Annotated in this window: 20 protein-coding genes and 1 pseudogene; 10 read left to right on the plus strand and 11 right to left on the minus strand. The window is 52.4% G+C overall.

Going from position 1 to position 19,733, the window contains the following annotated elements; all coding sequences use genetic code 11:
• Nucleotides 1–56: 56 nt before the first annotated feature.
• Nucleotides 57–506, minus strand: a complete 450-nt coding sequence (locus AB2B48_RS05550) for a DMT family transporter (RefSeq protein ID WP_185666227.1) — start codon at nt 504–506, stop codon at nt 57–59.
• Nucleotides 503–1,021 carry a GNAT family N-acetyltransferase gene (locus tag AB2B48_RS05555; RefSeq protein WP_333497299.1) on the minus strand — a complete coding sequence of 173 codons (519 nt, stop codon included), beginning with the start codon at nt 1,019–1,021 and terminating at the stop codon, nt 503–505. The genes AB2B48_RS05550 and AB2B48_RS05555 overlap by 4 nt, the downstream gene beginning before the upstream one ends.
• A gap of 40 nt (nt 1,022–1,061) precedes the next feature.
• Between AB2B48_RS05555 and AB2B48_RS05560 the strand changes: the two genes are divergently transcribed.
• Together AB2B48_RS05560 and AB2B48_RS05565 are read left to right on the plus strand one after the other, a co-directional pair.
• A complete protein-coding gene (locus AB2B48_RS05560) occupies nt 1,062–1,634 on the plus strand; it encodes a helix-turn-helix domain-containing protein (protein WP_333010848.1) in 573 nt (190 codons plus the stop codon).
• Between the two features lie 171 nt (nt 1,635–1,805).
• Nucleotides 1,806–2,465 (plus strand): annotated as a pseudogene (locus AB2B48_RS05565) (GntR family transcriptional regulator).
• A 50-nt stretch (nt 2,466–2,515) separates the two neighbouring features.
• Here the strand turns inward: AB2B48_RS05565 and pqqU are convergent.
• Entirely contained in the window at nt 2,516–4,627 is a 2,112-nt protein-coding gene (gene pqqU / locus AB2B48_RS05570) for a TonB-dependent receptor PqqU (RefSeq protein WP_368301042.1), read from the minus strand.
• A 257-nt stretch (nt 4,628–4,884) separates the two neighbouring features.
• On the opposite strand from pqqU, the gene AB2B48_RS05575 reads away from it, so the two are divergent.
• On the plus strand, nt 4,885–5,949 hold the full coding sequence (locus AB2B48_RS05575) for a YncE family protein (protein ID WP_185666232.1): 1,065 nt from the start codon (nt 4,885–4,887) through the stop codon (nt 5,947–5,949).
• A gap of 144 nt (nt 5,950–6,093) precedes the next feature.
• Entirely contained in the window at nt 6,094–6,315 is a 222-nt protein-coding gene (locus AB2B48_RS05580; RefSeq protein ID WP_185666233.1) for a YgdI/YgdR family lipoprotein, read from the plus strand.
• Nucleotides 6,316–6,327: 12 nt separating this feature from the next.
• Here AB2B48_RS05580 and feaR read toward each other — a convergent pair whose 3' ends face one another.
• Complete coding sequence (gene feaR / locus AB2B48_RS05585) at nt 6,328–7,236, minus strand: transcriptional regulator FeaR (RefSeq protein WP_220440022.1); 909 nt, start codon at nt 7,234–7,236, stop codon at nt 6,328–6,330.
• Between the two features lie 233 nt (nt 7,237–7,469).
• Here feaR and AB2B48_RS05590 point away from each other — a divergent pair, with 233 nt between their 5' ends.
• Nucleotides 7,470–8,969: an aldehyde dehydrogenase family protein gene (locus AB2B48_RS05590; protein WP_368301043.1), complete on the plus strand. Its 1,500-nt coding sequence runs from the start codon at nt 7,470–7,472 to the stop codon at nt 8,967–8,969.
• 156 nt (nt 8,970–9,125) lie between these two features.
• On the opposite strand, the gene AB2B48_RS05595 is transcribed toward AB2B48_RS05590, so the two are convergent.
• Nucleotides 9,126–9,443, minus strand: coding sequence for a YebG family protein (locus AB2B48_RS05595; RefSeq protein ID WP_185666237.1), 318 nt, complete (start codon nt 9,441–9,443; stop codon nt 9,126–9,128).
• 103 nt (nt 9,444–9,546) lie between these two features.
• Here AB2B48_RS05595 and AB2B48_RS05600 point away from each other — a divergent pair, with 103 nt between their 5' ends.
• Both AB2B48_RS05600 and AB2B48_RS05605 read left to right on the plus strand, forming a co-directional pair.
• A complete protein-coding gene (locus tag AB2B48_RS05600; protein ID WP_368301044.1) occupies nt 9,547–9,846 on the plus strand; it encodes a putative quinol monooxygenase in 300 nt (99 codons plus the stop codon).
• A 122-nt stretch (nt 9,847–9,968) separates the two neighbouring features.
• The gene (locus tag AB2B48_RS05605; RefSeq protein WP_368301045.1) at nt 9,969–10,733 is read left to right on the plus strand and encodes an AraC family transcriptional regulator; all 765 of its coding nucleotides are present in this window, start codon (nt 9,969–9,971) and stop codon (nt 10,731–10,733) included.
• Here the strand turns inward: AB2B48_RS05605 and leuA are convergent.
• The 3 genes from leuA to AB2B48_RS05620 form a co-directional block, all read right to left on the minus strand.
• A complete protein-coding gene (gene leuA / locus AB2B48_RS05610) occupies nt 10,721–12,391 on the minus strand; it encodes a 2-isopropylmalate synthase (protein ID WP_368301046.1) in 1,671 nt (556 codons plus the stop codon). The two genes, AB2B48_RS05605 and leuA, sit on opposite strands and share 13 nt — an antisense overlap.
• A 130-nt stretch (nt 12,392–12,521) precedes the next feature.
• Nucleotides 12,522–13,430, minus strand: coding sequence for an alpha/beta fold hydrolase (locus AB2B48_RS05615; RefSeq protein WP_368301047.1), 909 nt, complete (start codon nt 13,428–13,430; stop codon nt 12,522–12,524).
• 211 nt (nt 13,431–13,641) lie between these two features.
• Nucleotides 13,642–14,094, minus strand: a complete 453-nt coding sequence (locus AB2B48_RS05620) for a SymE family type I addiction module toxin (protein ID WP_368301048.1) — start codon at nt 14,092–14,094, stop codon at nt 13,642–13,644.
• Nucleotides 14,095–14,451: 357 nt separating this feature from the next.
• On the opposite strand from AB2B48_RS05620, the gene AB2B48_RS05625 reads away from it, so the two are divergent.
• The 3 genes from AB2B48_RS05625 to AB2B48_RS05635 all read left to right on the plus strand — a co-directional run bounded on the left by AB2B48_RS05625 (nt 14,452) and on the right by AB2B48_RS05635 (nt 16,695).
• Nucleotides 14,452–15,453: an alpha/beta hydrolase gene (locus tag AB2B48_RS05625; protein ID WP_368301049.1), complete on the plus strand. Its 1,002-nt coding sequence runs from the start codon at nt 14,452–14,454 to the stop codon at nt 15,451–15,453.
• Between the two features lie 81 nt (nt 15,454–15,534).
• Nucleotides 15,535–16,158: a TetR/AcrR family transcriptional regulator gene (locus AB2B48_RS05630; RefSeq protein ID WP_368301050.1), complete on the plus strand. Its 624-nt coding sequence runs from the start codon at nt 15,535–15,537 to the stop codon at nt 16,156–16,158.
• Between the two features lie 315 nt (nt 16,159–16,473).
• Nucleotides 16,474–16,695, plus strand: coding sequence for a hypothetical protein (locus AB2B48_RS05635; RefSeq protein ID WP_368301051.1), 222 nt, complete (start codon nt 16,474–16,476; stop codon nt 16,693–16,695).
• A 25-nt stretch (nt 16,696–16,720) separates the two neighbouring features.
• On the opposite strand, the gene AB2B48_RS05640 is transcribed toward AB2B48_RS05635, so the two are convergent.
• The 3 genes from AB2B48_RS05640 to AB2B48_RS05650 form a co-directional block, all read right to left on the minus strand.
• Nucleotides 16,721–17,872 carry an MBL fold metallo-hydrolase gene (locus tag AB2B48_RS05640; RefSeq protein ID WP_368301052.1) on the minus strand — a complete coding sequence of 384 codons (1,152 nt, stop codon included), beginning with the start codon at nt 17,870–17,872 and terminating at the stop codon, nt 16,721–16,723.
• A gap of 99 nt (nt 17,873–17,971) precedes the next feature.
• Complete coding sequence (locus AB2B48_RS05645; RefSeq protein WP_368301053.1) at nt 17,972–18,952, minus strand: aldo/keto reductase; 981 nt, start codon at nt 18,950–18,952, stop codon at nt 17,972–17,974.
• Between the two features lie 364 nt (nt 18,953–19,316).
• A complete protein-coding gene (locus tag AB2B48_RS05650; RefSeq protein WP_368301054.1) occupies nt 19,317–19,688 on the minus strand; it encodes a VOC family protein in 372 nt (123 codons plus the stop codon).
• Nucleotides 19,689–19,733: the final 45 nt, after the last annotated feature.

Genomic DNA, 19,733 nt, shown 5'->3' on the forward strand with positions numbered 1-19,733 from the left:
TGTTCACGACATCCGGTAGCCCGGCCGAGCAACGCGACGCCGGGAACGGCTCCGCATCAAAACTGACGTTTCGCCACCAGCCACGCACCGATAATCAACATCACCGCACCGCAAACCGGCCCAACCAGCGCCCGCCAGGGCACGCCGTGGCTTCTCACCACGTCCATCACCAGCCCACCGATAAGCTGACTCGCCACCAGCACCGCAATGGTCGTCGCCGCCCCCACATACTGATAGCCGCTGATGCTGGCAAACACGAAGAACGACCCGAGCAGGCCGGGGATCAGCGTCCACCATTTGATGGTCGCCACCAGCTCGCTCACGCCCGCAAGCCCATGCTTAATCAGCAAAATACTGACAAACAGCACGATGCCCACCAGCGAGTTCAGCAGCATCGCCACCAGAATAGTGGAGGCTGACTGGGTTATGCGCACCATCAGCGTGTTCTGAATAACCAGACCGATGCCGGCGGCTATCAGGAACGTCAGCGTGAGGGATTGATTCATGCCTGTCCGTCCGGATCGCTGCGGTTATCAAGCTGTAGCTGCATAAAGGTGAGATCCAGCCAGCGGCCAAACTTGGTGCCAACCTGCGGCATCTGCCCGGTGGTGACAAAACCGTGTTTCTCGTGCAGATGCAGCGACGCGTGGTTCTGTGCTTCAATACCGGCCACCATTACGTGCTTACCACGACGACGGGCCTCTTCAATCAGCGCACCGAGAAGGATATTGCCGAGCCCTTTACCCTGATGTTCCGGGTGGACGTAGACCGAGTGCTCGACGGTGTGGCGGAAACCATCAAAGTTGCGCCAGTCACCGTAGGAGGCGTAGCCGGTCACGGTACCGTTTTCTTCGCTCACCAGCACCGGAAAATGCCCCAACTGGCGCGCTTCAAACCACGCGATACGGTTGTCGGTATCGACAGTTTTGTCATTCCAGATAGCGGCGGTGTGGACCACAGCATGGTTGTAGATTGCCGCAATGGCGGCGCAGTCTTCTTTTGTTGCAAAACGAATAGGCATGGAGTTGCACCCTGAGTGTTGTTCACTATATTATTACGATATGAATACTATTGAAGACAACTTAAATCAACGGATCGGTGCAAGAATTCGCATTGAGCGTGAGTCGCGCAGCTGGTCGCTGAGCGATCTGGCCGAACGTGCGGGCGTCTCCCGGGCGATGATCCACAAAATTGAACGTGGCGAAAGCAGCCCGACGGCGGCACTGCTAGCGCGGCTTTCTGGTGCCTTTGGTATCAGCATGTCGACGCTGATCGCCCGTGCGGAGATGCAGGAAGGTAAACTGCTGCGCTTTGCTGACCAGCCGGTCTGGCACGACCCGCAGACTCACTACCTGCGTCGGCACGTTTCGCCGCGGGGTGAACTGCCGGTCGATCTGGTACAAATTGAGCTGCCAACAGGCAGTGACATCCCAATGCCAGCCTCGGCCTATGCGATGGCGCGTCAGCTGCTGTGGGTTCAGGACGGTGAATTGCTGTTTATGGAAGGCGACACCGCGCACCGTATGCAAACCGGCGACTGCCTCGAACTCGGGCCACCGAACGATTGCCGCTTTATTAACGACAGCGGCAAACCCTGTACTTATCTGGTGGTCAGGCTCAACGTGCCGCTCTAATCCAGGCCGGGAGCGGCCTGAGCGGGGTGTTTGGCGATGATTCATCTTCTATTAATTATGCTGAAAACTACTTCGCAAAAAATATATATCGTATTTCCTGCGCAAAAAATAAAACGCCAGCTATTAATTATAAATAGTCTGGGTAAATAAAAGCGCGGAGTTATAATAAATATGCTGGATTTTGCTAAAGCACAACGTGTCAGTTTGACGCAGCAAATTGAGAATAATATCAAGAATGCGCTGGTTGTCGGCGCGTTAAAACCTGGCGCACGGCTCGTCACGCGTGAAATTGCCGTGAACTAGGGGATCAGTATTACGCCGGTGCGAGAAGCGCTGCTGCGACTGGTCTCCTCAGGCGCGCTGCAGGCGGCGCCTGCACAGGCCTTTATGGTGCCGGTGCTGACTAATTCAGGCTATCTTGAAATTAATCAGATTCGTAAAAACCTCGAAGGAATGGCGACTGCCGCTGCGGCAATCAATATAACCACAGAAAGAATGGGTGAATTAAACCGCCTCTCTAACGCTTTCCATGAGGCTAAAGCAGCAGGGGATGTTACCCTCATGCTGCAAACCAATTATCAATTTCGCTTTAAGATTTACGACTATGCGGAAATGCCAACCTTGGTGACGATGATTGAACAATTATGGGTACGAGCGGGGCCGAGTCTTCATTATTTATATTTAAATTCAGTAGAACCGTTTCAGCATCAAAATGTGTATGCATCATTACTGAATGCGCTGGAAAAAAGAGACTCCTCGGCGAGTTATTCGGCGATATCACAAATTATTGATGAATCGACCTCCTTCTTAAAACAGCAGTATCGCCATTAACGTCCTTTCTGAAAATACGTTTCCGGGTTGTCCCGGAAACGTTTCGCTTATTACTCAAAACGCCATGCGACATTTACGCCGACGCCGTAATTACGGCCCGGTGCCGGTTCGTAGTAGCGTTTGTTGGTTTCATTCACGATAACCGAGCCAACATACTCGCGGTCGAACAGGTTATCCACGCGCCCGAAAACGTCCAGCGTCCAGTTGCTGAGGTTGAACTTGTAGCCGGTGTTCAGGCCAACGACGGTCCATGACGGCGCGCGGGCGGTGTTGGCATCGTTCGCCATAATATCGCCCATGTAATGCACGTCGGCCCCCGCGTACCAACCGCTTTCTGGCTCATAGCCCAGCGAGGCGAAGCCCATATTGCGCGCGATGCCCGGAATACGGTTGCCGTTACAGCTGCCGTCACCACAGACGTCGGTGCGGTAGGTGGCGTTAAGCCAGGTCCACGCGGCTTTGGCGCGCCAGTTTTCGGCGAACTGCTGATCGATAGCCAGTTCGGCACCCTGACGGCGGGTTTTACCGGCATTTTTATAGCTGGCACGGCTGTCGATGTTGCTGTCGGTCACGATCTCATTGGTGGTATCGGTCTGGAACAGTGCGGCGCTAAGCAGGCCGTTGCCAATACGCGTTTTGCTGCCGATCTCATAGGTCTCGTTGGTGGAGGGTTTGAGATCCAGATTCAGCCCGTTGGTCATGGTGGAACGGTAAGATAGCTCGCTGATGGTGGGGGTTTCAAAGCCACGACCCGCGCTGGCATACACGTTCCATGCATCGGTAATTGCGTACTTTAACGATCCCGCAGGCAGCCATTCGTGGTAGCTAGTATCACCGCTGCTGTCGCCGTTTTTGGCGGTGACGTAGTGGTCGTTGGAGTCAAACCACACGGAACTATAGCGTACGCCTGCATCCAGCGTCAGCTTCTCGGTGAGCTGCCACTGGGTTTGCAGGTACGGGTCGACGTTCCACATCAGATTGCGCTCGTTACGGCGTAAATTACCTTTCTCGCCATACTCTGTCGTGGTGCCGTTCATGATGTAGTTTTCGTAGCCCCGGCGCTTCTCGTTCATGTTTTCGTAGTTCAAACCGGTGGTGAAGGTCACCGGGATAAACAGCTCACCACGGTGCGTCCAGCGGGTATCGATGCCCTGATAGTGGCGGTCGAGGTCGATTACGCCGCCGGAATGAGCCGGGTTCTGCTGCGCCACTGCGGGAATTGACTGATATTGCGTGGTCTGACGCTCTCCGGCGTACATCATCACGCTCAGGTCGTCCTGCTCGCTGAGCTGGCGTTCATAACGCAGGCCCGCCTGAGTCTGCTTCACGGTTTTACGCGTGTTGTACTGATCGCCGCGCGGCGACTGCTGGCGGTCGGCTTCCATTTCACTCTTGGTCAGCCCGCCCGGATCGTTAGCGTTAATATCGACAGTATTAAACAACAGCGTCAACTTACTGACGTCGTTAATCCGCACGCCGAGCTTAGCGTTGGCGAGATTCTTGCGCGCCGCGCTATGGTCGCGGTAGCCGTGAGTGGTGAATCGATTTGTTGACACCGTATAGTCAACGTCACCCGTGTGGGTGCCGTCGCCCACCGCACCGCTGGCCTTCATACCGTAGTGCCAGGTGCCGTAGCTGCCGTAATAGCTGTTGGCTTCAACCGTGGTGGGTTGCTTCCCGGTCTGGGTGGTGACGTTAACCACGCCGCCGGAGGCGTTGCCGTAGAGGGCGGAGAAGGGGCCACGCAGCACATCGACGTGATCCACGCTACCGATATCAATATTCGAGGTTTGCCCCTGGCCGTCGGGCATGGTGGCCGGAATACCGTCAACATACAGACGAATGCCGCGCACGCCAAAGGTCGAGCGGGAGCCAAAACCGCGAATAGAGAGCTGGAGATCCTGCGCGTAGTTCTGGCGGTTTTGCACCTGTAAGCCCGGTACGGCGCCCAGCGATTCAGAAAGGTTAACCTGCGGCGCGGCGTGACGCATCTCTTCGCCATCGACCACGCTCACGGCGGCGGGGGTATCCAGTTCGGAGACCGCCTGCGGTGCGGCGGTAACGATTAACGTTTGTTCATCATTGGCCCAGGAAAAAGGAGAAAAAACAAGCGGCAACAGCAGCGCTGGCAGCGTTACTGAGCGTACGGTGATGATTTTCATGAAAAACTCGCAAAATGTACCAAATGGAACAGACCCGAATAGGTTAATACTTTTGTAAATATATTGAAAACTTTAGCAGCATAAATCGTTAATTTCAGGTGATGAAATAGCAACTATTTGGTTGCTGAGCGTAATAAAAGCTCCACATTACATAAATTAATGATTACTATTCGCATCTACAAAACGTAGCGCTACGACGCTACGGAGCCAGAAGCGATGTGCAGCAGAAATAACTACGTTCATCAAAGGGAGTCGTCATGCCATTACGTCAATTGTCCGCGCCGCGTCTGCGCCGTTCTCTGTTACTGAGTGCTTTCCTGCTGGCGGGGAGCTTTAGCGCGCATGCTGCAGATGAAATGCTGCGTAAAGCGGTCGGGAAAGGGGCATATGAAATGGCCTACAGCCAGCAGGAAAACGCGCTGTGGCTGGCCACCTCACAAAGCCGTAAAACCGATAAGGGCGGTATTGTTTATCGTCTCGACCCGGTTACTCTGGAAGTGACGCAGGTTATCCATAACGATCTCAAACCGTTTGGTGCGACGCTGAATAACCAGACTCAGACCCTGTGGTTTGGTAACACCATCAACGGTGCCGTGACTGCGATTGACGCTAAAACCGGCGATGTGAAAGGCCGCTTGGTGCTGGATGGCCGTGAGCGCAGCGAAACGGTTAAGCCACTGCAGCCGCGTGAATTGGCGGTAGATGAGAAAACCAATACCGTCTACATCACCGGTATTGGCAAAGACGGCAGCTCCGTTTGGGTTGTCGACGGCGACAAGCTGACGCTGAAAACCACCATCACCGGTACTGGCACGTTCGGCACAGGCCTGGCGGTCGATGCGGATAAACAGCGCCTGTACGTGACCAACGGTGACGGCGAACTGGTCACCATCGATACCGCGAGCAACAAAATTCTGACCCGTCAGAAACTGCAGGACGATGGCAAAGAGCACTTCTATATCAACATCAGCCTGGATAAAGCCGGTCAGCGTGCCTTTATCACCGACTCCAAACAGCCGGAACTGCTGGTGGTAAACCTGAAAGATGGCAAAGTGCTGTCGAAGGTGGATACCCAGGAAGGGCTGGCAGTGCTGTTTAACCCGGTTCGTAACGAAGTTTACGTGACCCAGCGTAAAGCGGGCACCGTGACGGTGATTGATGCGAAAGACTATAAAGTCACCAAAACCATCAAAACCCCAACCTTCCCAAATAGCCTGATGCTCTCCGCTGATGGTAAAACGCTGTACGTTAGCGTGAAGCAGGAATCTACCCGTCAGAAAGAGGCCACCGCGCCTGATGATGTGATTCGTATCGCGCTGTAAGCGACACGCCGGGAGGTCAGCCGACCTCCCGGAAATCATCACGTTATCTTCTGTTACATCCCGTCGATACCCCGTTTCTCTGTATCAGGCATACAATACGCCGACTTAACCCTGCCGCTGGCGGGGACAATGAACGGAGAGAAGATGAAAAAGCCTTTATATTTCCTGTGCGCAGGGGCAATGCTGCTGGCGCTGACGGGCTGTACCACTAATTACGTGATGACCACCAAAAGCGGCCAGACGATTGTCACGCAGGGAAAACCGCAGCTCGATAAAGAGACCGGCATGACCAGCTACACCGATCAGGACGGCAACGCACGTGAAATTAACAGCAGCGATGTGTCACAGTTGGTGGAAGATAATTGATCTGATTTTCGTTTAGCGACCACGCTTGCGGTATTCGCCCGGCGAAACACCGAACCGCTGCTTGAAGGCGGTGGAGAAGTGGCTGTGGTCGCTGAACCCCCAGCGATAGCCGATTCCGGCCAGCTTTTCGTCGTCTGGCGCGCTCTGTAGCGCCTTCGCGCAGAGATCCAGACGGCGGTTTTTGATGTACTGCGCCACCACCAGGCCCTTATCGGCAAACAGTCGGTACAGGCTCCTTACCGACATGCCGGTTTCATCGGCAAGCCACTCCGGGCGCAGATGTTCTTCCTGAATGGCATCGTCAATCAGCGCCATAATCTTCTGAAACTGCTTTTCGCGCCGGGACGGGGCAACCTCCTGCTGATGCAGCATCGGGCGCAGCAGGCACACCATGGCATCCAGCGCCGCTTCGCTCTCGCTTGCGGAAAGCTGAGGGCTACTCATGCTCTCATGCAGCAGGCGCTGGCTAAGCTGGACCATCGGCAAGGATTTATCAAGACGGGTAGCGACGCTTATTCCGCTGCCGCGTAGCTGGCTTTCCAACAGCTGGCGGGGCAGCAACAGCGAGACCTGACGAGAGGTTTGCTGCCAGAGAATTGAGCAGGGGCGTGAGGCATCGATCAGCGTCATATCGCCGGTTTCCAGCCGTACCTGACGATCGTCCTGCTCAATATTGGCCTGACCCGCAAGCTGAAACACGGTGTAGAACCAGGCATCGTTACCGCTGCGGATCTCCTGGCGGGTGCGGAACAGATTGACGTTGCGAGTGGTCACGGTGCTGAGCTTGAGGCTGCCCGCATAGCTGGTGTCTATCTCACCATGAAAGTCGCCATCCAACGGCCGCGCGGCGAAATGACCGCACACCTGATTGATTTTCGCCAGCCACGCCTGATATGTCTCACCGCCATTTACCGCTGCCATACGCCATCTCTGCAATGAAAATGTTTTTGCATTGTTGCATTTATGTTGCCTTTAACAAGGGTTGGCAGGGGAATATATGAAAGAACTATTACCTGTTGCACATTTCTGCCAGAGCAATCTGTTTAATTGCGGTCTCTGTCACAGCCGCACAAGCGAATGTCACAGAGACAAAAGCGCGATCTCCAGACCCGCCGTAGACTGAAATGACTAACCGCGAAGAATAAGGAGACGATATGTCCTCATCACAGGTAGCACTGCTCCCGAGCGTGCAGCAGTTTTTAGACCGTCAGCATGGCCTGTTTATTGATGGCGCGCAGCAGGCGGCGCAGAGTGAAAAACGTCTCACCGTCTGGGACCCGGCAACGGGCAAGGCGATTGCCTCCACCGCGGACGCCAACGCGGCGGACGTCGACCGTGCGGTGATGTCCGCATGGCGCGCGTTTGTCTCCCGCAGCTGGGCCGGGCGTACGCCAGCCGAGCGCGAACGTATTCTGCTGCACTTTGCTGACCTCGTTGAGCAGAACGGCGAAGAACTGGCTCAGCTGGAAACGCTGGAACAGGGTAAATCAATCAACATTTCCCGCGCCTTCGAAGTGGGCTGCACCCTGAACTGGATGCGCTACACCGCCGGGCTGACCACTAAAATCAGCGGCCGCACGCTGGATGTCTCCATTCCGTTCCCGCAGGGCGCGCGCTATCAGGCGTGGACTAAAAAAGAGCCGGTCGGCGTTGTCGCGGGCATCGTGCCGTGGAACTTCCCGCTGATGATCGGTATGTGGAAGGTGATGCCAGCGCTGGCTGCGGGCTGTTCTATCGTCATCAAACCGTCGGAAACCACGCCGCTGACGCTGCTGCGCGTGGCTGAATTAGCCATCGAAGCGGGCGTACCGGAAGGTGTATTCAACGTGGTGACCGGCAGCGGCGCCGAGTGCGGCGCGGCATTAACCTCACACCCACATGTGGCAAAAGTGAGCTTTACCGGATCTACCGCGACGGGTAAACAGATCGCCCGCGTGGCCGCCGACAGACTTACCCGCGTGACGCTGGAACTGGGTGGCAAAAACCCGGCTATCGTGCTGAAAGACGCCGACCCGGCCTGGGTTATCGAAGGGCTGATGACCGGTAGCTTCCTCAACCAGGGGCAGGTGTGTGCCGCCAGTTCGCGTATCTACATTGAAGCGCCGCTGTTCGACACGCTGGTCAGCGGCTTCGAACAGGCGGTGAAATCGCTGCAGGTGGGGCCAGGGATGCTGGAGACCACCCAGATTAACCCGGTGGTTTCACAGGCGCACTGCGCCAAAGTGGCGGCTTATCTGGACGATGCTCGCAAGCAGAACGCCGAGTTGATTACCGGCAACGTTGGCCCGGATGCCCAGGGCTTCTACATTCCGCCAACGCTGGTTATCAACCCGGACGCTAACCTGCGCTTAACCCGCGAAGAGGTGTTTGGCCCGGTGGTGAACCTGGTGCGCGTCGCCGACGGCGAAGAGGCGCTGCGCCTCGCCAACGACAGCGACTTTGGCCTGACCGCCAGCGTCTGGACTCGTGACCTGACGCAAGCGCTGAACTACACCGACCGACTGCAGGCCGGTACGGTATGGGTCAACAGCCACACGCTGATTGATGCCAACCTGCCGTTTGGCGGCATGAAGCAATCGGGCACCGGGCGTGATTTTGGGCCGGACTGGTTGAATGACTGGTGTGAAACGAAGTCAGTCTGCGTACGCTATTAATCTGCCCAACCGTTCCCTCTCCCCCGTGGGGAGAGGGATAGGGTGAGGGGGCAAGCACATAGACAAAAAACTGCACCTCCAATCAAAAACTATCTACCACAGCGCCAACCCCGGCGTCGCTCCGCTCGGCCGGGCTACGATGCTGTGTGCGGGTATTTAAGCGGCTTTTACAGCTTTGATTTTCTTACTGCCAGCGGTATCTGACTCTGGTTCATCGGTTTCAACTGGTGCTCCGAGTTCAGGCAGTTTGCTGGTGCGCAGAATATGCTGCACGGCCACTTTCTGCTCGGCGAGATACATACCAAGATCCTCAGCCTGTGTTTCATCCATTGACGTACCGCTTTGCAGCAGCAAATCAGTGAACGCTTCTGCCATGTCGAGCAGTTTGTCGTAAGCGTCAGCCTCTTTCTTACTGGCAAATGTCATTTTCTCTTCACCTTTTCTTACGACAACAAATTTTATTTCAACGGCCATTATTTGCCCCTTGCACTGTGATTATATCCAGTGTATCAGTTATGGGGCGGTGTTGCAGGGAAAATGTGTAGACATGACACGTCATTTTAATAAAGGAGTTCGCATGCTAAAGGTTATCGCCGAAGATTTTATCAACCCCGAGTGCATCGACATCGTGCTTCCTTTGTACCGCGAGCTTATCGCGGCAACGAAGCAAGAGCCTCTATGTATTGCTTATGATCTGTACCGGGATGAAAAAGATCCGGGGCATTTTATTTTTATTGAAGAGTGGCCAGACCGGGAAGCGCTCGATGCGCACTGTGCCAGCGAGCATTTCACCCGACTGGTTCCTTTGATCGATCAATACGCCCGTAAGGCGGGGCAGTACATTCTGATGGATGTTCGGGTGGAGCCGGAGGAATAAATCCTGGAAGTTGACGACCCGTTAGTCAATGGCCCATCAAGACCTCGGGGGAATGCTAATGAAAGAACAGCCACAGCCACTATTTTCTATGTTACTTTCATTTTTTATTTAGAAATAAAACGATGACAACAAGCCCCCAGTTTGACTTCTCTACGCGCCCGCTGGTTCCTTTTGCCCATGATTACCCCCATGGCGCGACGGAACCCTGGCACCGCCACGACTGTGCCCAGCTACTGCACACGCTGAGCGGTGTGGTGAGGGTAGAAACAGAGCAGGGATATTGGATTGTCCCGCCGAGTCGGGGCGTATGGTTGCCAGCAGGGACACATCATTGTCTGAAAATTACGGGGAACGTGGCAGCCAGAACGTTGTTTATCGACCCTTTCGCCCGCGCTGACTTACCTTCAGTGTGTCAGGTTGTTCAGATTTCAGACTTACTGCGAGAGTTGATCATCAATTCATTGTCATTACCCGCGCATTACCATGCCGGCACGCGGGAAGAACGCATTTACGAACTGATCCTTGATGAGATCCGCGTGATGAACGTACTGCCGTTTAACCTTCCGGAACCGAAAACCCCGGCACTGCAGACGCTGTGTCAGCAGATTCAGAACGAACCCGGTAAGCCCTGGACCGCCGCCATGGCTGCGGCCCAGCTCAACATGAGTGAGAGAACGCTGTTACGGCATTTCCAGAAACAAACGGGGCTTTCATTCAGCGAGTGGGTGCGGCGGGCAAAACTGATGATTGCGCTTAACTATCTTGCCCAGGGGCAATCGGTTTTGCGTGTGGCTCTGGAGCTTGGCTATGAGAGCCACAGCGCATTCAGTGCGATGTTCCGTCGTATTCTGGGCGCGTCCCCAAGTGATTACTTTCAGTCACGCTGAGCAAGGGGCAATGCATTAAGCAATGCCTGCAATGACGCCCGCGCAACATCGTTGTTGATGCACACCCCCCAGCGGCTTTCGCCATCAGCGAAGGTACAGCAAATATACGCCGCAGAACGACTTTCGTTATGCCTGCCAAGGGTATGCTCATGATAGTCTTCAATGGCGAAGGCAATGTTGCACCGTGATTTCAGCGCATCGGCAGCCGCAGAAAGTAACCCATTCCCTTTGCCATTTAACGAGATGATGCCTTCTGCGGTCTGAACGCGAGCCCGCAGCGACGTTCCACCGTCTTCCAGACTCTCACTCTGGTATTCCAGCAGTTGCCACTCGGGCGATGGATGGTGAATATAGATCTTACGGAACAACAGCCAGATATCAGCCAGCGTCATCTCACGACCATCGCTGTCGGTCTGCATCTGAACGTGATGACTAAAGTCCTGCTGCAAGCGGCGCGGTAATTTAAGACCGTGATTTTGTTCTAATATCCATGCCGCACCGCTTTTCCCCGACTGGCTATTCACGCGAATAACTGCTTCGTAGCTGCAGCCAATATCGTTCGGGTCAACGGGAAGGTAGGGCATCTCCCAGCGCTCAGAAGCGGATTGCGCCCGAGCCGTAAAACCTTTTTTAATCGCGTCCTGGTGTGAGCCGGAGAACGCGGTGAAGGCGAGCTTACCCGCATAAGGATGACGGGGATGGACTGGCAATTGGTTGCATTGTTCGACCTCTTCGACGACGTGCTTCATATCGCTAAAATCAAGCTGCGGGGAGATCCCCAGGCTGTAAAGGTTCATGGCTAGCGTGACCAGACAAACGTTCCCGGTCCGTTCACCGTTACCAAACAGACACCCCTCTACGCGGTCGGCGCCGGCGAGTATGGCCAGTTCCGCGCTCGCGATGCCGCAGCCGCGATCATTATGCGGGTGCACGCTGATACAGACGGCGTGGCGTCGAGAAAAGTGGCGGCAAAAATACTCAATCTGATCGGCGTACACGTTCGGGGTATTCACCTCAACGGTCGCAGGCAGGTTAATGATCATTGGCCTTTCCGGGGAAGGCTCCCAGACATCCGCTACCGCTTCACAAATTTGCAGCGCAAAATCGGGCTCGGTAAAACAGAAGGTTTCCGGAGAATATTCATAACGCCACCGGGTCTGCGGATTGGCTTCGCACAGGGCACGAATTTTCTGCGTCGCGCTGACTGCCAGTTGGATGATTTCGGCTTTGCTTTGGCGGAACACCAGTTCACGGAAAAGGGGGGCAGTGGCGTTATACAGGTGCACCGTCGCGCTATCCGCGCCATCCAGCGCCGCGAAGGTGCGTTCAATCAGGTCGCTACGTGCCTGCGTTAACACCTGAATTGTGACGTCTTTGGGTATCAGTTTGTCCTCAATCAGCTGGCGAACAAACTGGAAATCCGTCTCCGACGCGGCGGGAAAGGCCACTTCAATCTCCTTGAAACCACATTTGAGCAGCAGTTCCCAGAAACGTAATTTTCGAATCGAGTCCATCGGTTCCGCCAGCGCCTGATTACCGTCACGCAGGTCGGTAGAAAGCCAGCGCGGGGCGTGAGTCAGCTGTTTGTCTGGCCACTGGCGGTCAGGCAGGGCAATAGGGATATGGGGGGAATATTTTTGCGATGGGGCTTGCAGCATGGTGTCTCTCCTTTGCGTTGGTCTTCCTTTATCCTGCTCAATCAGCATAGGGATTACCGACGCAAAGGTGACAACCTGTGTAGCAAAACCGACAGGCTGCGGGAATTGCCCATTACCGTCTGGTTAATTTCTACCGACCTGGAGCCAAATCCCTACACCGCTTCAAATGCTGATGAATTTCTTCATTGGCATCAAAAATAGAGTCCAGGTGTTTACTGCGCGCAATCATCCTGGTGCGTAAATTCGGGTTGCCGCATCCTTCGATAAACTCTGACATCTGGCCTGCATCAAATAACTCGTCTTTTTCGGCAATCAGAACCGTGACTGGGAGTGGCAATGCGGCCATTTGTTTTGCGGGCTGACGCGGTGTTAACGCATTTGCCATATTCACACTGTAGCGCTGAACAAATTCAGGCCTTAATAACATCACCGCTGTGGGGAAATTCAGCGTAACGGCGAAACGGTCGCCACACAGTAATCCGCCACTGAGTGCATTGAGTATGAAAGGCCACTGACTTACCGACGCGAAGGGAACCGACGTTCTATTGTGAATATTGGCTGGCGCAAAAGGCCCCAATTCAGGGGCCAGTAAAATCAGGCTGTCACTTTTTTGCGATGGGGTGTAGCGCGTAAAATAATTGATCAGCATTCCCCCGCCGCTGGAATGGCCCAGCAGATGAACCCAGGCCCGGGGGAACTTTTCGTGTACATGTTCAAGCACCGTGTCGACATCCCGCCAGACCTGCTGCGGATGCGCAACGCGCCCTTTATGACCCAACGATCGCCCGTGCCCACGGATATCGATAAGGCAGGTACACACCGACCCGCGATGGCTTATCTGGTGTGCAAGGATATCGTAACCCGCATCTGAATTGACGCCACCGCCGTGATAAACGAGCAGCACATCCTCGACGGTGCTTTCCGGTTCAACGCAGCGAATGGTTAATCCGGCTACCACATATTCAGCCACATTTTGAGTGGGTGGTAGTAACGCAGTGAGTTGTTGATGGCGGTGGTTAAAATTAATGAAATCAATCACGTCAAAATTTCCATATGGGTAAAGGGAAGCGCCATCAGGTTTTTGTAGACCATTTTACTCAATCCGAGCGTCTCTCTGACCTACCAGAAACCGGTGAAATCTTTAGCGTGACGGCTGATTGCAAAAGATAGGCCTGATAAGCGGAGCGCTATCAGGCATTTTTGTCCCATCCGCGAAATTCCCGGCGTCGCGCCGCTCGGCCGGGCTACGATTATCCCTGGAATTTGCCACCGGATTTACTGCGCTTGATTGCCGGAATATCGCCGGAATCATTCAACGCGCCAGGAAAGGTCTTCAGCCAGGCTTTCACTTTCCGCTGGTTGATTTTCGCCACGCTCATGCCTTCAATACAGCCCCATAGTTCGCGGGTATTCTGCGGGGTAATCACAATGCAATCTTTCATCACGCGGACTTTAACGGGCATGCCGTCGATAAATCCGGCCTGAGCGAGCCAATCTCCGCCAAGGTGAACGGCGCGGCCTTCTACGAAGGAGTAAAACTCGCAGTGGGTGAAATCGGGTACGGTAGTTGGGGTGAGGGGTGTTGCCATGGGGCAGCCTCCGATGAGTGATTTTTCTCTCTCATTGGTGGCCAAATCAGATGGGGTTAGAACGACCGACTCATCGATACCGGTGCATCTTTCGACGCCCCGCTGGCCCACCATTGAGATGGTGACTGTGCGAACGACATGCGCACGTTTCTCGATGAAGTTAGGTCAGGAGGCTAATCCCGGTACCTGATTTTGCAGGTACAACGATAGGGTACAGCGGTTAATGGGGTTGGGCAATAGTGGGGGCTGGAAGGGGGATCGCAGAAATGAAAATAGATTATGGTGTCGGAGGGGATTGGTGGGGACGATTCTTTTTGTTTAAATTTCTCACATTCGATTATAATGAGTAAGTACTTACGCATTATTGGATTGTGACTGCCGACGAATGGCATTAACTCCACCCATCTTCGATGGCATCAGACCTGCAAAAACCTGCGGTCGGGCCCTGACAAACCAGACGCAGGAGTAGATATGAGTATAAAGAGCAGTATCAGCGCCTTATGTGCATTCGCCATGATAACAATCATGTCTGTTGGGACGGCGAACAGCGCTCAGACAGAGGTAGTGGTCAAAAAAGTAAGCTTTATTAATCACCTGGGTATAACGTTGGCGGCTAACATCCGCTACCCAGAAGGGTTTGATAATACACATAAATATCCAGCGATTATTACGGTTCCACCTGCGGGCGGTACGAAAGAACAAACTGCGGGTCTCTATGCGCAAAAGATGGCGGAAGCGGGTTACGTCACAATCACTATGGATGCTTCCTACCAGGGGGAAAGTGGCGGGGAACCTCGCTATCAGGAGAACCCTATTGCTCGAGTTGAGGACGTTCGAGCTGCGGTTGATTATCTGGTGAGCCAGCCGTATGTGGATGAAAACAATATTGGTGTACTGGGCATCTGCGCCGGTGGGGGATATTCAGTCAGCGCCTCAATGACCGAGCGCCGTATCAAAGCAGTCGGCGTCGTTGTGCCGGTAAACGCTGGTCGAGAGATGCGTGCCGGTGGAGCAGAGGCCACGATTGCTTCTCTTGAAGCGGTTGCGAAACAGCGTACCGCCGAAGCTAAGGGAGAGTCACCGATGATTGTTCCCTTCATTCCTGATGAGTATAAAACCTCTGATGACATCGATTTACGGGAAGCCTGGCAGTACTATCGCACGGAAAGAGGTGCCGTTCCTAACTGGCAAAACAAGATGCGTTTCAATGGAATGGATGCCGTCACTGCCTTTGATGCTTTCTATTTATCTGACTCGTTATTGACCCAGCCATTGCAGATTATCGTCGGCAGCAAACAAGGGGCCTTTGGTTCTAATAAGGACGGTCACGATTTGTACCAGCGGGCGGCATCAAAACATAAAGATCTGTTGGTTCTGGAAGGAGCATCACATTTTGACCTTTACGACAAACCTGAATATGTTGACTCTGCCGTTAAGCAACTGACTAAGTTCTACCGGACCTATCTCAAGTAAAGCTTCCTGACAGATGCCAGTTCAGCACTGGCATCTGTTGCGGGGATTTGGTTGCAACAAAGAGGTGTTTCTTTATAATGAGTGAATACTTCTTTATTAAATTTGAATCCTCAGGATTCCTTATTTACAGGTTTACGTGAAATGGCAAGACCTCGTAGTGAAGAAAAAGCACTGGCAATACTGGAAGCGGCAAGCGTGTGTTTTGCTGAACGTGGGCTAAGTGCGTCCACGGCAATGATTGCAAAACAGGCGGGATTATCGGAAGGAACATTGTTCCGTTACTTTCCAAGTAAAGATGAGTTAATCAATGAACTTTACCTATATCTGAAAAAAGATTTGTGTGCTTATCTCTCGAACGGTTTCTCGCCGTCTGCATCCCTTGAGCAACGAGCCCGGTTTTTATGGTTCAGTTACATTTCATGGGGAGTAAAAAAGCCTGCGGCCAATATTACGTTGAGTCATCTAGATATTGGTGATCTTATCACTCCTGAATTAAAACAAAAATCAGCAGAGTACTTCCCTGACATGGGAGTAGATGAGGCGTTCGTCCAGAGCCCTATATTCTCTGGTATCAGCAGAGATTTCGCAGACTCTGTTTTTCAGTCACTCGCCGATTCAACAGTAAAGTTTGCGACTAAAGATCCTGAAAATGCTGAAGCCTATAAAGAAGCTGGATTTTCTGTGTTCTGGAAATTGATGAAATAGCATTATCACCCTGTAATGATCTCATTATTATTACAGGGTGGTTTTTATTTCACTTTGATTAAAATGCATTGATATATGTTGAGTTTTTCATTTGCTAGTTTTACAGCAGGGTAGTTGCTGCACGTCATTCAGTAATTAAATTATCGATGATTAATGGGTTACATCAATGGGAGAGTTGATGCGTATTATTTAACTCATGCCATTTCATTATCTTTATGACCTTATCTATATCTGATGTCAGACGTGGACTGAGTTTGCGCGCATATTAAGCTTGCGGTTTTAGTCTTTTATTCGGATTTTACAGGACTCGGTACAATGATTATTTTCAGCACTAACACCACTAATATTGATTTACTCAGATTTGTTTCCGCGCGAAAAATAATAGCCTTTGCACTATTTCCACTGATCCTTGCCGGTTGTGATGTAGCTCCCACTGGTGCCCAAGAGACATCACCGGTCAGCGTTGAGTCTATCACGGTTAAAGAGCAGCCCTTTAAGTTACAAACCACGCTGCCCGGCTTAAGTGACCAGCATTAGGCCATCGGCCTCTTTTTGATCGCGGTTATTTTCCTATTTCGCTAGCTTTCCACCATTGTTTTTCAACGGATGGTTTCAGGAACGTTACCCCCTCACCAATCTCTGGTGTGGATAACGAAACGCCCTGCTGGCTTGCCAGAGTCACAATGCTGTTGAACGGCGCATCCCAGGTATGGAAAGCCAAATCAAAGGTGGCATTATGGATAGGGAACAACCATTTTCCCTTAAGATCCCTGAATGCTTTAATCGTATCTTCCGGAAGCATGTGGATATCTCTCCAGCCTGGATCGTAAGCGCCTGTTTCGAGGAAGGCCATATCAAAAGGTCCATAGGCTTCACCAATTTTACTGAAGCCGTCAAAGTAGCCAGAATCCCCGCCGAAAAAGAGCCGGAAGTTATCAGAGACAATGCTCCAGGACGTCCACAATCTTTTATTGCTGTCGAACAGGCCGCGGCCTGAAAAATGCTGAGCAGGCGTGGATACGAACTGAATCCCGTCGATACTGTAACCCTGCCACCAGTCCAGCTGGATTATTTTTTCAGCCGGGACACCCCAGGAACGGAGTAAATCACCAACACCTAATGGTGCCAGGAAATACCGGGTTTTATCCTTGAGGCGCATAATCGAATCGTAATCCAGATGATCATAATGGTCGTGAGAAATCAGCACGCCTTCAATCTCAGGTAATTCATCAATAGTGATCGGTGTATCCTGGAAGCGCTTAGGACCCAGCCACTGGACCGGAGATGCTCTTTTACTGAATACCGGGTCAGTTAACCAGTATTTGTTCTTCATTTTCAGAAGCAAAGATGAATGACCCAGCCTGAATACCGAGTTGTCGGGACTCTGTAACAGACGTTCAGTGGATAGAGTCTGGACCGGAAGCGGGTTTGTGGGTTCAGTATGAGGGGGTTTGTTGAAAGTAAAGTTCCACAGAACCTTAATATCCTCTACCGTACCCACGACTTGTCTTGGGTTCACATTCTTGAATGTACCATCATGGAATTGTGGAGAACCAGCATAGTTCGGAGTCTTTTCGGCACAGTAATTACATAATAACGCCACTGCTATTACTCCCGTCATTGCCGCTAATTTCTTCTTCATTAGTCTAAAAGAAAATTTTCGTGAGGGAGGGGCTTTTTTATTATTTTCCGCTCCGGATAAGTTACTTTTCATTTCTCATTTGCCTGTCAAAGGACAACTACATCGGTACTGGATAGCGATGTTCTGTATGGGTGTTCAGACAGGCTCGTCGGGAACCTGTGGTTGATGAAATTAAAAATACGTAGGTAAACGAGGTGTGTATGTTTGTTCTAGCTTCGACATTTCTTCTGGTTCAAGCTGAATATCGATTGATGCAACAGCATCTTCCAGATGTTTGGCTTTCGTCGCCCCAATAATTGGCGATGTGACCCCTGGTTTGTTCAGCAACCATGCCATCGCAATCGTCGCCATCGATACGCCCCGATCTGCGGCAATGGCTTCAACTGCATCGACAGTGGCTTTATCACTTGCCAGGTAAAGCGGTCTGCCATGTTGATCGGTAGCCGGATTCTCCTGTGAGCGGGTTGAACTGCTTGCTCCCCATGGGCGTGCAACGAGACCGGCTGCGAGTGGACTCCATGGCAGAGACGCAATACCTTGATCGCTGAGCAGTCCAAACATTTCACGCTCTTCTTCGCGTTGTACAAGATTGTACTGGTGCTGCATTGAGACAAACTTTGTCCAGTTGTGGCATTCGGCGATATGTTGCATTTTGGAGAATTGCCATGCCCACATTGAGCTGGCTCCGAGGTAACGGGCCTTACCTGCCTTGACCACATCATGCAGGGCTTCCATTGTTTCCTCGATAGGCGTCATTGGATCGAAGCGGTGAATCTGATACAGGTCAATATAGTCAGTTCCCAGGCGTATCAGCGAAGCGTCGACCTGCTCCATGATTGCTTTACGTGACAACCCACCGCCTCCAGGACCTGCGTGCATCGGGAAATACAACTTGGTTGCCAGCACGATATCATCGCGTCGTGTATATTTTTTGATAGCGCGGCCAATAATTTCTTCTGATGAGCCATACCCATAAACGTTTGCGGTATCCCAGAAGTTAATGCCTAGATCAAGGGCTTGCTTGATCAATGGTTTTGATTGTTCTTCTTCCAGCGTCCACGTGCCTTGAAGGGCCGGGGTACCAAAGCTCATACAACCAAGAGCCAGGCGGCTGACCTGAAGACCCGTATTGCCAAGTTTGATTTGTTTCATAAATTCTCCAGTGAGTTATGTCACTTCTCCAGTCGGTCTGTGAGCCCAGATCTGGTTTTTCACATCAATAATTAGGGAAATCAATAAAAGCGTAAGTACTTACTCATTATAGGGGTGGAGCAACACAAAAAACAATTAAATTATTGGGGGGGAATGTTAGGGCAGGTGTCGAGAGCTGGAGTGATGACATATAAAACAATTAGAATTCAATTGATTATTTGATTATCAAAGGTGGGTAAGTAAATAATTCAAAACTGTCCTTTCCTCCTCAATCACCATCCCTTTCAGCACCTCAAAATGCCGCTGTACAACGCGTTGATGGCGGCGAAGTTGAACTAGTGGGAAGGCCGGGCTACCTACACCGTTATTCCCCAATAATCTCCCCGACGTCTATCCGATTCCCATCCGGGTCAGCAAACACAAACGCGCGAATACCGTAATCCTTATCCTGAATCCCTTTGACGATCCTCGCCCCTAACGCTTGGCAACGGGCGTACAGGGCGTTGGCGTCATCAACGAGCAGGTGAGCGATAGGAAAGACCGCCGCTTTGTGCTGCGGCTGGAGCGTCAAATGCAGCTCCGCTTCTTCGTGCTTCAATATCACAAACCCCACTGGGTCGCCGTTTTCAAAAACGACGTCAAAATTGAGTCCATTAACGTAGAACGCTTTGGCAAGCTGGATATCTTTAACGGGGAGCACGGCCGCGATACGGCCAAATCTGACATGCTGCTGCATGACTAACCTCGTGGGTATAAGCAATGGATCCATAGCGCAGGGCGG

It is taken from the genome of Kluyvera sichuanensis, assembly GCF_040930405.1.
GTDB lineage: Bacteria > Pseudomonadota > Gammaproteobacteria > Enterobacterales > Enterobacteriaceae > Kluyvera > Kluyvera sichuanensis.